This is a genomic window from Actinomycetospora aeridis (genome assembly GCF_037400275.1).
In the GTDB taxonomy this organism is placed as follows: Bacteria; Actinomycetota; Actinomycetes; order Mycobacteriales; family Pseudonocardiaceae; genus Actinomycetospora; species Actinomycetospora aeridis.
On sequence record NZ_JBBEGL010000002.1, the window covers coordinates 37,756 to 50,208 of the forward strand.

9 protein-coding genes are annotated in these 12,453 nt (G+C 74.4%); 3 read left to right on the forward strand and 6 right to left on the reverse strand.

The features are described 5' to 3' along the window. Positions 1 to 11: 11 nt before the first annotated feature. A complete protein-coding gene (locus tag WCD41_RS05440; protein ID WP_337712383.1) occupies positions 12 to 1,310 on the reverse strand; it encodes a M23 family metallopeptidase in 1,299 nt (432 codons plus the stop codon). 243 nt (positions 1,311 to 1,553) lie between these two features. On the opposite strand from WCD41_RS05440, the gene WCD41_RS05445 reads away from it, so the two are divergent. Further along, on the forward strand, positions 1,554 to 2,180 hold the full coding sequence (locus WCD41_RS05445; protein WP_337712384.1) for a Crp/Fnr family transcriptional regulator: 627 nt from the start codon (positions 1,554 to 1,556) through the stop codon (positions 2,178 to 2,180). Positions 2,181 to 2,210: 30 nt separating this feature from the next. Here the strand turns inward: WCD41_RS05445 and WCD41_RS05450 are convergent, their stop codons facing one another. The 4 genes from WCD41_RS05450 to exaC all read right to left on the reverse strand — a co-directional run bounded on the left by WCD41_RS05450 (position 2,211) and on the right by exaC (position 5,398). Then, positions 2,211 to 2,579, reverse strand: a complete 369-nt coding sequence (locus WCD41_RS05450) for a histone-like nucleoid-structuring protein Lsr2 (RefSeq protein ID WP_337712385.1) — start codon at positions 2,577 to 2,579, stop codon at positions 2,211 to 2,213. 113 nt (positions 2,580 to 2,692) lie between these two features. Continuing rightward, positions 2,693 to 3,304 (reverse strand): cysteine hydrolase family protein, encoded by a 612-nt coding sequence (locus WCD41_RS05455; RefSeq protein ID WP_337712386.1) that lies wholly within the window; start codon positions 3,302 to 3,304, stop codon positions 2,693 to 2,695. Between the two features lie 133 nt (positions 3,305 to 3,437). Beyond that, the gene (locus WCD41_RS05460) at positions 3,438 to 3,875 is read right to left on the reverse strand and encodes a DUF779 domain-containing protein (protein ID WP_337712387.1); all 438 of its coding nucleotides are present in this window, start codon (positions 3,873 to 3,875) and stop codon (positions 3,438 to 3,440) included. Further along, on the reverse strand, positions 3,875 to 5,398 hold the full coding sequence (gene exaC, locus WCD41_RS05465) for an acetaldehyde dehydrogenase ExaC (RefSeq protein WP_337712388.1): 1,524 nt from the start codon (positions 5,396 to 5,398) through the stop codon (positions 3,875 to 3,877). The genes WCD41_RS05460 and exaC overlap by 1 nt, the downstream gene beginning before the upstream one ends. 263 nt (positions 5,399 to 5,661) lie before the next feature. Between exaC and WCD41_RS05470 the strand changes: the two genes are divergently transcribed. Together WCD41_RS05470 and WCD41_RS05475 are read left to right on the forward strand one after the other, a co-directional pair. Next, positions 5,662 to 7,173, forward strand: a complete 1,512-nt coding sequence (locus WCD41_RS05470) for a GAF domain-containing protein (protein ID WP_337712389.1) — start codon at positions 5,662 to 5,664, stop codon at positions 7,171 to 7,173. 384 nt (positions 7,174 to 7,557) lie between these two features. Next, a complete protein-coding gene (locus WCD41_RS05475) occupies positions 7,558 to 11,490 on the forward strand; it encodes a Pls/PosA family non-ribosomal peptide synthetase (protein ID WP_337712390.1) in 3,933 nt (1,310 codons plus the stop codon). Between the two features lie 18 nt (positions 11,491 to 11,508). Here WCD41_RS05475 and WCD41_RS05480 read toward each other — a convergent pair whose 3' ends face one another. Further along, the gene (locus WCD41_RS05480; RefSeq protein WP_337712391.1) at positions 11,509 to 12,333 is read right to left on the reverse strand and encodes a type III pantothenate kinase; all 825 of its coding nucleotides are present in this window, start codon (positions 12,331 to 12,333) and stop codon (positions 11,509 to 11,511) included. Between the last annotated feature and the right edge of the window lie 120 nt (positions 12,334 to 12,453).

Below are 12,453 nucleotides of genomic sequence, written 5' to 3' on the forward strand. Positions count from 1 at the left end.
ACTCTCCCGGATCACGGGTAGCCCATGATGTCGAGACCCAGCGGCGAGACACCGGCCCGCGGACCCGCCCCCGCCCGGTCGATCTGGAACGGCACCGGCCCCACGGTGCCCTGCTGCAGCGACTCCTCGGAGACCACCCGGCCGTCGAGGGTGAAGGAGTCGAACTCGAACGGCACGCCGTTCGACGCGAGCGGGTCAGGGCGGTCCATCACGTGGAAGTGCAGGTGGGGCGCATCGGTGTTGCCGGAGTTGCCCAGCTTGCCGATCACCTGGCCGCGGCGCAGCTGCTGCCCCACGGCGAGGTTCAACGGGTTCCCCGTCTGCAGGTGCGCATAGAAGGCGTAGCGCCCGCCACCGAGATCCTGCACCACGTGGTTGCCGCCGTACTGCTGCAGCGTCAGACCGCTCGGGTTCCCGCCGGGCGGCTGCTGCGGGAGGTCGCTGACGAGCCCGACGACCGGCCCGTCCGCGACGGCCAGGATGTCGGCGCCGACGTAGGCGTAGCTCGCGATGTCCGTGGGCGGCCCGCCCATCATCCGGCCGGCCGGGTCGACCTGCACGTAGTCGATGGCGAAGCGTTCGGGCGCGTACAGCTGCCCGTCGATCGGGCTGACCGCGCCCCGGTGCGCACCCAGTCGGCAGCAGCTGTCGCCGTCGAGCCACCCGGGCCCGCGCAGCGGCGGCGCGATGCGCACCGGCGGCGTCCGGTCCACCGCCACCGGGGCCACCGTCTCGGTCAGGGTCGCGGGGACGAGCGGCGGGGCCGCCTGCGCGAACGCCAGGTCGAGCCGGTGCTCGAGGCGCGCGGGGACGGGGTCGGACGGTGCGAGGGTCACGTCAAGCCAGACCATCCCGCCCTGGCCCGGCCCGAGGTCGCGGACGCCCAGGTCCCCGCCGAACGGCTTGATCCACGGGGCGAGGGCGTCGCCCTCCAGGCGCAGCAGCGACCGGCCGTCGCCGACGACCTCGACCGCGTTGATCGTCGCCGGCGACGCCAGGATGTTGTTCACCTGGATCTCGTAGGCCAGGTGCACCCGGCCGTCGGTGGCGGGCACCGGGATCGGGGCCCGCAGCACGGAGGCCGTGAGCGGGGTGAACACCGAGACACCGCCGGCCGGCGCGTCCGCGGCCGAGGGGCCACCGAAGGGTCCCGACGGCCCCGCCGGTGCGGACGGGTCCGTCGGCGCGGGTGGTGCCGCGGCCGCCGCCGTCGTCGTCGAGGACGCCCCGCAGCCCGCCACGGCCACGAGGGCCAGGGCCCCGACCAGGGCGCCCACCCGCGCCGGCAGCCGATCTCTCCACGTCCGCACGTCGGCCTCCCCCGCGCCCCCGTCGGGGCGCTTCCACGACCTCCGGTGTCGGGGATCCGACGGGAGCGTCGACGTCGAAGCCAAGCTCACCGAAGATCGACGCGCTGTCACGGCGACGACAGACCGACTGGGCCGGACAGGTGAGCGTCAGGGCCCCGGACGACGGAGGGCGACATGACGGTGGTGGCACGACCCATAACGGCCGGCCGCGGTGCGCGGTCCGCTCTCCAGGCCTGTCCCCAGTTGCGCGGGCTCGCCCCCCACGCCCTCGACGACCTCGCCGGCGCCGCCGTCCCGCGCCGCTACGCCCCGGGCGACACGGTCTTCCGGACGGGCGACCCCGGCGACGCGATGTTCGTCCTCCTGCGCGGCGCGGTCGTGTCCCGCCTGAGCTCGCCGGCCGGCGACGTCGTCGACCTGGGCGTCGCGTCCGCGGGGCAGGCCTTCGGCTACTTCGAGCTGATCGATCCCGGGCCGCGCACCGAGGACGCGGTCGCGCTGCGCGAGTCCCGGATCCTCGTGCTGCCCGCGGCCGCGGCGCTGCGGGCGCTGCGCTCCAGCCCCGAGACGCTCCTCGCCCTCGCCGGCGACCTGGTGCGGATCGTGCGCCAGTCGAACCGCGCCCGGGCCGGCTCGACGTTCCACCCGGTGCCGCGCCGGCTCGCCGCCCTGCTCCTCGAGCTGGAGCACCACGGCGACCAGGTCCGCTTCGACGGACCGCAGACCCTGCTCGCCCAGCGCCTGGGCGTCGCCCGGCAGACGCTCAACGCCGCGCTGCGGACGCTGGCCGAGCGCGGGTTCATCACGGTGCACCCGGGCGGGCGCGGGGTGACGCTCGACCGCCCGGCGCTGCTCGCCTACACCCGCTGACGCCCCCCACACCCGCTGACGCCCCAGGGGTCAGTGCGCCTTGTGGTAGGCCTCGCTGACCTCGCTCGGGATCCGCCCGCGCTCGGACACGGTCATGCCCTGCTTGCGCGCCCACTCGCGGATCGCCTGGTTCTGCTCGCGGTCGACCGCGGCCCGGCCCCCGCCACGACGCGCCGCAGGGGCCGAGGACGCCGAGGACGCCCCCGTCGACGACTTCCGCCGGCCCCCGCTGCGCCGCGCGTGGGCGACGTAGTCGGCGAGCGTGTCGCGCAGCGCGGACGCGTTCGCGTCCGAGAGGTCGATCTCGTACGTGGCGCCGTCGAGCCCGAACTCGACGGTCTCGTCCGCCTCCGACTGGTCCAGATCGTCGACGAGGGACACCACGACTTTCTGCGCCATCACGCGACCTCCGCACCGATCCTCGGAATGAATACGGCCGGACCTTATTTCCGGGATCGGGACGTTGTCGAGTGATCCACGCCGCGATTTCTCCCCGATCGCGGAATTGTGCGTCAGTCGGGGATCGCGGACGTGTCGGGAACCACGACGGCGAACATGTCGGAGAGCGCGGCGAGGCTCGCGCTCTGCAGCGACGCCGCGGGGACCGTGCCGTCGGGCCCGGGCAGGGCGCGGGTGGCGGTCGCCCCGGCGACGACCGACGGCGCGAACCCGGCGTTGAACGCACCGCGGGCGGTCGAGTTCACGCACATGTGGGTCATGAAGCCCGCGAGCACGAGGTTCGAGGCCGACTTCCCCCGCAGGTAGGACTCGAGGTCGGTGCCGACGAACGAGTTCGGGAAGTTCTTGACGACGACGTGCTCGCCGTCGCGGGGAGCCACGCGGTCGACGATCGCCCCGATCTCGGCGCGGACGTCGTAGGGCGAGCCCTCCCCGGCGTCGTGCTGGACGTGGACGATCGGGATGCCGGCGCTGCGCGCACGGTCGAGCAGGGCGGCGGCCTCGTCGATGGCCGGCTCGACGTTCTCGAGCGCCATCACGCCGCGGGTGTAGGTGTTCTGCAGGTCGATCATCACGAGCGCGGACTCGCGCAGGGAGGCGGGCGAGGCCGGCATCCCGGTGATCTCGCGCAGCGTCGTCGAGGGCGTGGGAGACGGAGTGCTCATCGTCGAACTCCTTCGTCGGTGGGGTCAGTGGGCAGACGGGGGCGGACGTGCGAGGGGCGCCCCGGCTGCGTCGTGCGCAGCCGAGGCGCCCCTCGGTCCTACTGGGTCGTGCTCGGGTCGGACAACCGACCGGCTACAGGTCGCCCAGCTCCCGCATCTCGTCGTCGGTGAACAGCCGCGAGCGGATGATGAAGCGCACCCCTTCGGGCGCCTCCACCGAGAATCCGCTGCCGCGGCCCTTCACCACGTCGACGGTGAGGTGCGTGTGCTTCCAGTACTCGAACTGCGAGGCGGACATGTAGAAGCCGATCGGCTTCTCCAGGCCCTCCACGGTGAGGTCACCGAGGTGCACGTCCTGGCCCCCGATCTTGAAGTCCCCGTCCGGGTAGCACATCGGGGCGCTGCCGTCGCAGCACCCGCCGGACTGGTGGAACATCAGGGGGCCGTGGATGTCGGTGAGCGTCACCAGGAGCTCGGAGGCCTGCGGCGACAGGGCGACGCGCCCCGTGCCCGAGCCCGGCACCTCCGGCACCTGGTCGGTGACGTCGGTGCTGGTGCTGACGGCGTCCATCAGAAGAATCCGAGCGCGTTGTCCGAGTAGCTCTGCAGGATGTTCTTGGTCTGCTGGTAGTGGTCGAGCATCATCTTGTGGTTCTCACGGCCGATGCCGGACTGCTTGTACCCGCCGAAGGCCGCGTGGGCCGGGTAGGCGTGGTAGTTGTTCACCCAGACACGACCGGCCTGGATGTCGCGGCCGGCACGGTAGGCCGTGTTCGTGTCGCGCGACCAGACGCCGGCGCCCAGCCCGTAGAGCGTGTCGTTGGCCTGCGAGATCGCGTCGGCGTAGTCGGAGAAGCGCGCCACCGACAGCACCGGGCCGAAGATCTCCTCCTGGAAGATCCGCATCGAGTTCTGGCCCTCGAAGACGGTCGGCTGCACGTAGTAGCCGCCCGAGAGGTCGCCTCCGAGGTCGGCGCGCTCGCCGCCGGTGAGGACCTTCGCGCCCTCCTGGCGGCCGATGTCGATGTAGGACAGGATCTTCTCGAGCTGGTCGTTCGAGGCCTGCGCGCCCATCATCGTGTCGGTGTCGAGCGGGTTGCCCATCTTGACCTGCTCGGCGCGCTTGACGCCCTGCGCGACGAACTCGTCGAAGATGCCGCCCTGGACGAGGGCACGCGACGGGCAGGTGCAGACCTCGCCCTGGTTGAGGGCGAACATCGCGAAGCCCTCGAGCGCCTTGTCGTAGAAGGCGTCCTGCTGCGCGGCGACGTCGTCGAAGAAGATGTTCGGGCTCTTGCCGCCGAGCTCGAGCGTGACCGGGATGAGGTTCTCCGAGGCGTACTGGGAGATCAGGCGCCCGGTCGTGGTCTCGCCGGTGAAGGCGATCTTGCGGATGCGCGGGGACGACGCGAGCGGCTTGCCCGCCTCGACGCCGAAGCCGTTGACGATGTTCAGCACGCCCGGGGGCAGCAGGTCGCCGACGACGTCCATGAGGACGTGGATCGAGGCGGGGGTCTGCTCGGCCGGCTTGAGGACGACGGCGTTGCCGGCGGCGAGGGCCGGGGCCAGCTTCCAGATCGCCATGAGGATCGGGAAGTTCCAGGGGATGATCTGGCCGACCACGCCCAGGGGCTCCTGGAAGTGGTAGGCGACCGTGTCCTCGTCGATCTGCGAGAGGTGGCCCTCCTGCGCGCGGATCGACCCGGCGAAGTAGCGCAGGTGGTCGATCGCGAGCGGGATGTCGGCGACGAGGGTCTCGCGGACCGCCTTGCCGTTCTCCCAGCTCTCGGCGACCGCGATCTTCTCGAGGTTCGCCTCGATGCGGTCCGCCATCTTGTTCAGGATGTTGGCGCGCTCGGTCGTCGAGGTCTTGCCCCAGGCGGGAGCGGCGGCGTGAGCGGCGTCGAGCGCCTTCTCGATGTCCTCGGCCGTGCCGCGGGCCACCTCGGTGAACGTCTGCCCCGTCTGCGGGGTCGGGTTCTCGAAGTACTGACCCTTCACCGGCGCGACGTACTCGCCGCCGATGTAGTGGTCGTAGCGGGGCTTGAACGTGACGACGCTGTCCGCCGAGCCCGGTGCCGCGTAGATGGCCATCGGTGTTTCCCTCCACATCGTGGGATACGCAGTGCGACTACGTGACCGCGGACACTAGGTAGGGGAGGGTTGCACCGGCGTTGCAACGCATCTGCGGCGTTGTCCATGCCCGCGAGCCGCGCACGAGGGTTTGATGAAGGGTTGCCTTACCGGAGGGGATGCAGGACCATCCTCCGGGAGGGGGATTCCCCGTTCCCGGGCGTGGAACATCGGTGTCGTGGCGGCACCGTCCCGCCCGTCACGGTCCACAGCAGGGGGCGCCGATGCCGGAGAGCCAGCGCGGCGCGCGCGGGACCACCCGCCTGACCGTCCCCGGCACGCTGTCGACGCCTCTCGTGCCGTCCGACCCGCTCGAGCGGGCCCACCTGCTCGAACGCATCCGCGACGCCGTGCTCTCCGGCAGCGCGAGCCCCGCCTCGCCCCGTGACGTCGTCTCGGCGTCGTGGCAGCGCTCGCTCGACGCGCACATCGACCCCGAGCGGGGCCGGCCCCAGCACGTCTACGAGGACGACGAGCTCCGCGACGTCCGCGGGGGCCACCTGCTCGCGCCGGTCCTGCCGCTGCTGCGCCGCACGCTGCTCGACGTGGCCGACGACGCCGTGCACATGATGATCGTGACCGACGTCCGCGGCCACATCCTGTGGCGCGAGGGCAACAGCAATGTCCTGCGCCGTGCCGACAGCGTCGAGCTCGTCGAGGGCACGCGCTGGAGCGAGGACTCGGTCGGCACGAACGCGATGGGCACGGCGCTGGCCTCCGGCAGGGCCGTGCAGATCCACTCCGCCGAGCACCTGGTGAAGCTCTACCACGCGTGGACCTGCGCGGCGGCGCCGATCCACGACCCCGAGTCCGGCGAGGTCGTCGCGGCCATCGACCTCACAGGCCCGCTGCAGACGTTCCACCCCAGCACGCTCGCGCTGGTCAAGGCGGCGGCCGAGCTCGCCGAGGTGCACCTGCAGGCGCGCCTGGTCGAGCGCGACGAGCGCCTGCGCGCCCGCAACCGGCCCCACCTCGAAGGCCTGCACGGCGCCCCCGGCGCGCTGCTCGCCCCCGGCGGGCGCGTGATCACCGCCCAGTCGGCGGACTGGCTGCCCGAACGCGTCGCCGTCCCCGACGGCGGCGGGCGCATCGACCTCGGCGAGCGCGGCGAGGGCGTCGTCGAGCCGCTCGCGGAGGGGTGGCTGCTGCGCGTGGCCCCGCGCGCGCCCTCGCACCCCACCCTGTCCCTGCCGTTCCTCGGTGCCGAGCGCCCGGTGGCACGCCTCGACGGTCGCCCCGTGCGCCTGTCCCAGCGGCACGCCGAGATGCTCGTCGTGCTCGCGCTGCACCCCGAAGGACTCACGGCCGACGGGCTCGCCCGGGCGCTCTACGGCGACGCCGGCAACCCCGTGACGGTGCGCGCCGAGGTGCACCGCCTGCGCAACGCACTCGGCACCTCGCTCCTGTCCACCCAGCCCTACAAGCTGCGCGCCCGCGTCGACGCCGACTTCCTCGACGTCCGCACGGCCCTGCGCGACCGTCGCCTGCCCCCGCCCGCGGTGCTGCGCCGCGGCGCGCTGCTGCCGGCCTCCGACGCCCCCGGCGTGCGCGAGGAGCGCGACCACCTCGAGGTGGCGGTGCGCAGTGCCGTCCTGCGGCGCGGCGACATCGAGGCGTTGTGGGCCCTCGCCCACACCGACACCGGGGCCGGCGACGAGGAGCTCGCCGAACGGCTGCGGATGCTGCTGCCCGACGGCGATCCCCGGCGCGACGAGCTCGTCGACGGCCCGGTCTGACGCGTCCGCGCCGTCACCCGCTGCCACCTCCTCGGCGCATGAGCGCCCTCACAGCAGCAGCGTCGCGCTGATCACAACGCTCCTTAACGATTGCTTCATTCCGTAGCCGGGGCCGGCGGGTGGACCCGATCGGGTGCGCGCCTCTCGCCAGCGGAAACCCGTCCTCCGGGCCGCTACGCGCCCGGGTCCGGGACGGTTCGGCCGGACACCGGGAGCCACCGAACGCGCACTTCACGGACGTTTTCCGGGTCCCGTGGCGGGCATCGTCGGTAGCGGTTCACCCGTCCACCGGCCCCGACGCGTCCGGCGACCACGGTCACGCTTCGTCACCGTCGGGGTCACCCCGCAGGCGTCGACGACGACGTCGTGAGGAGGCGCGACCCGATGACCGGGCTCCTGCCCGCGGCCACCCCGACCGCCCGCCCCACCACCGGAGCCGACCCGGAGACGCGGGTCCGACGGCTCGAACAGTTCTTCGAGCGCAGCGCGGACCGGACCCCCGACGCGATCGCCGTCGAGCACGGCGACGACGTCCGCACCTACGCCCAGCTCGACAGCGACGCGAACCGGCTCGCGCACCTGATCGCCGAGCACGACGTCGGCGCGGGCCGTCGTGACGGAGGCGGGCGGGTCGCGATCCTGCTGGAGCGCTCGATAGCCACCTACGTCGCACTGCTCGCGGTCGGGAAGGCCGGCGCCGCGTTCGTCCCGATCGACCCCGGCTCGCCCGCCGACCGCGTCGAGTACGTCGTCGCCGACGCCGGCGTCGACCTGGTGCTGACCACCGAGGACTTCCTCGCCGGTGCCGCCGCGGGTCTGACCGCCCCCGTCCTCGCCCTCGACGACGGCGAGACCGCCGCCCGCGCGGCGCTCGTGCCCGACCACCGACCCGAGCGGGACACCGCGGCCGACGCCCCCGCCTACGTCATCTACACCTCGGGCTCGTCCGGGCGCCCCAAGGGCGTCGAGGTCGGGCAGTCGAGCATCGTCAACTTCGTCGAGGTCGTCACCGACGTCTACGACGTGCGCCCCGACGACCGGGTGCTGCAGGGCATGACGATCTCGTTCGACTTCTCCATCGAGGAGATCTGGCCGACGTGGGCGGCCGGCGCCACCGTCGTCGCCGCCCCCACCGGGGCCGGCCGGGTCGGCGGCGACCTCGCCGACTTCCTCGACGAGCGCGCCGTCACCGTCCTCTACGCCGTCCCGACGCTGCTCGCGACGATCCCGCGCGACCTGCCGCAGGTCCGCGCGCTCATGGTGGGCGGCGAGGCCTGCCCGGCCGAGCTCGTCGAGCGCTGGGCGCGTCCGGGAAGGCGCATGCTCAACACCTACGGCCCCACCGAGGCCACGGTCACGGCGACGTGGTGCGAGCTGGAGCCCGGGCGGCCGGTGACCATCGGGACCCCGCTGCCCACCTACACCGCCGAGCTCACCGACCCCGAGGACCCGGACCACCACCCGGTGGGGGACGGCGCGGTCGGCGAGATCACCCTCGGCGGGCCCGGCGTCGCCCGCGGCTACGTCGGCATGCCGGAGAGGACGGCGGAGAGGTTCGTCGCCCACCCCGAGACCGGCGAGCGGGTGTACCGCACCGGGGATCTCGGCCGGTTCGACGAGGACGGCGAGATCGTCTACCTCGGCCGCGCGGACGCGGAGGTCAAGGTCCGCGGGCACCGTGTCGACCTCGGCGAGATCGAGAGCGTCCTGCTCGCCGACGACGGCATCGCGGCCGCCGCGGTCGACCTGCACGGCGCGACCGGCGAGCTGGCCGCCTACGTGATCGTGGCGGACGCCGGCGCGCCGCCCGTCGAGCGGGCGCACGGCGCGCTGCGCGAGACGCTGCCCGGCTACATGGTCCCCGCGACGATCGACGTGATCGACGAGCTGCCGACCCAGCCCAGCGGCAAGGTCGACCGCGGGAGGCTCCCGGAGCCCACGGGGCGGCGGCTCGTCTCCACCGACGGTCCGGCCGTGGCGCCCGAGGGCCCCGCGGAGGAGCGCGTCGCGGAGGTCGTCGCCGCGGCGATGGGCCTCGACGAGGTGTCGGTGACGGCCGACTTCTTCGACGAGCTCGGCGGGCACTCGCTCGCCGCCGCCCGCGTCGTGAGCGGCCTGCGCGAGGCCGGCATGGCCGTCGCCGTCCGGGACCTCTACGCGCAGCCGACGGTGCGGGGCCTCGCCCGGCTGACGACCACGCCACCGGCTCCGGCGGCCGAGGAGCCGCTGCGCCACCCGACCCGCCGCGTCGTCGCGGGCGGCGCCGCCCAGGCCGCCCTGCTCGGGGTGCTGCTCCTGGTCGTCGCGGCACCGCTCGCGCTGGCCTGGAGCCGGTGGGACGGCACCCTCACCGCCGGGTACGTCGGCGGGGTCGTGGGTGCGGCCCTCGGCGGCTGGGTGCTGCTGCGCGGCCTGCTCCCGCTGGGCGCACGCCTGCTGACGACCGGGATCGCGGCCGGGCGGTACCCGCTGTGGGGCGTCACCCACCTGCGGCTCTGGGCCGCCGACGGCCTGCTGCGGCTCTCGCTGCTCGAGACGCTCGCCGGATCGCCGTTGGCCGGCCCCTACCTGCGTCTGCTCGGCGCCCGCGTGGGCCGCGACGTCCACCTCGCCACCGCGGACGTCGGCCTGCCCCGGCTGCTCGCCCTCGGCGACGAGGCGGCCCTCGGCTACGGCGTGCACCTGCACCCGTGGCACGTCCGCGGCGGGCGGGTCGTCGTCGCCCCGATCACGGTCGGCGACCGTGCCGCCGTGGGGACCGCCGCCGTGCTGGAGGCCGGCGCCTCGCTCGGGGCCGACGGCTACCTCGCCGAGCAGTCCGTCCTCGCCGCCGGGGACGCGGTGGCCGCGGGCGCGAGCCGTGCGGGCTCCCCCGCCCAGGCCGAGGACGCCCCCGGTCACGTCGACGAGCTCCGCACGGCACCGGCGCTGCCCGGCTGGCGTCCCGTGCACCACCTCGCCGCGGTCGCCGGTGCCGTGGGCCTCGAGCTGACGGCACTGCTGCCGACGCTGCCGACGCTGGCCCTCGTCCTCGCGGGCTACGCCGCGGGCGGGATCGGCCTCGCGCTGCTCGCCGCGGTCGCCGCCGGGCCGGTGTTCGTGCTCGCGACCTGCGCGGTCGTCGCCCTCGGGCGCCGCGCGGTCCTGCCCCGCACCCCGGCGGGCGTCCACCCGCTGCGCTCGGGCTTCGGCCTGCGCAAGTGGATCGCCGACCGCCTGTTCGCCCGCAGTCTCACCACCACCAACACCCTCTACGCCACGCTCTACACGCCGGCGTGGCTGCGCCTGCTCGGCGCGGACGTCGGGCGCCGCTCGGAGGTCTCGACGGTCTCGAACCTCGACCCGGACCTGCTGGCGATCGGCGAGGAGGCCTTCGTCGCCGACATGGCCACGGTCGGCAGCGCGTCGGTCGTCCGGGGCCGCATCCGGATGCGGCCGACGGTCGTCGGCGACCGCGCCTTCGTCGGCAACGCCGCGGTGGCGCCGGCCGGGACACGAACCGGGGAGGGGTCGCTCGTCGGCGTGCACACGGTGCCGCCGCGCGAGGTCCCGGCCGGCAGCTCCTGGCTCGGGTCGCCCGCGATCCACCTGCCGCGCCGCCAGGACTCCGGTGAGCACGACGCGTCCCGCACGTTCCGGCCCTCGCGCGGCCGGGTCGCGGGACGGCTCGCGATCGAGTTCGTGCGCGCCGTGCTGCCCGCCTCCCTGCTCGGGGTCGCGGCGACGGCGGGGACCTTCGCGCTGTTCCTCGCCGCCACGACGCTGGGCGTGCTCGCCGCGGTGCTCCTCGCCCCCGTGGTGCTCGCCGCCTCCGCTCTCGCGGTCGTGCTCGCCGTGGTCGCGCTGAAGTGGCTGGTGGTCGGGCGCTACCGCCCGCGCACCGAGCCGCTGTGGGACCTGTTCGTGCGGCGCACGGAGTTCGTCACCGGGGTCTGGGAGGGCGCCGCCGTACCGGTGGCGGCCGGCGCGCTCGTCGGCACGCCGATGCTGCCGTGGGTCCTGCGCCTGCTCGGCGCGGACCTCGGTCGCCGCACCTGGATCGGCACGACGCACCTCACCGAGTTCGACCTCGTGCACGTCGGCGACGACGCCGCGATCGGGCGGGGTGTCTCCCTGCAGACGCACCTGTTCGAGGACCGCGTGATGAAGATGTCGCACCTGCGGATCGGGCACGGCGCGACCGTCGGCGACCGGTCGGTGGTCCTCTACGACACCGTCGTCGGCGACGGCACCGAGCTCGGCGGGCTCTCGCTCGTCATGAAGGGCGAGCGCCTCGCCGACCGCACCCGCTGGCAGGGGGTGCCGGCACAGGTGTGAGGGTCCGGCCGGCGCGGGTCAGGGGCGGGCGGCGCGGCGGGCGGCACGCTCGTCGCGCCGCTCGAGCCAGCGCCGGTGCACCGAGCGCAGGCCCAGCAGCGTGAGGTCCGGGACGTGCTCGGTGACGGTCGCGCACTCGTCGACCACCACCGGCGCGAGCCCGCCGGAGGCGACGACGGCGACCGGCGCGCGCCCGTCGGGGTCGCGGGCGGTGATCTCGCGGCTGACCCGGGCGACGAGGCCGTCGACCTGGGCCGCCGCCCCGAGCACGAGACCGGCCTGCATGCTCTCGACGGTGTTGCGCCCGAGCACCGAGCGCGGCACCACCAGCTCCACCGGGCGCAGGGCCGCCGCGCGGACGGCGAGGGCCTCGGCGGACACGGCGACGCCCGCGGCGATCGCCCCGCCCAGGAACTCGCCGCGCGCCGACACCCCGTCCACCGTCGTCGACGTCCCGAAGGTGACGACGACGCAGGGCCCGCCGTGCCGCTCGAAGGCGGCGAGGACCTGGACGACGCGGTCGGCGCCGACCTCCTTGGGGTTGTCGACCAGCAGCGGCACCCCGGTGCGCACGCCGGGCTCGACGAGCAGGTGGTCGAGCCCCGCGAAGTGCCGCGTGACCATCCCGCGCAGCTCACGCAGCAGCGCCGGCACCGTCGACAGCGCGGCCACGGCCGTCACGTCACCGACCCGCGTGCCGAGCAGGCCCCGCACCAGCAGCGCCATCTCGTCGCCGGTGGCGCGGGGCTCCGTGCGCAGCCGGGCGTCCCAGCAGGCGGGGCCGTCCTCGGGGTAGAGGGCGAGGGCGGTCTGGGTGTTGCCGACGTCGATGCACAGCAGCATGACGTCGTCCCCCTCAGTGGTCGGTGGAGAGCAGCGCGTCGAGGCGCCGGGCGTCGGTGGTCTCCGAGACGTCCCGGCTGTCCCTGGAGTCCTTGCGCCGCCGACCCGGGCGGTCCTCGC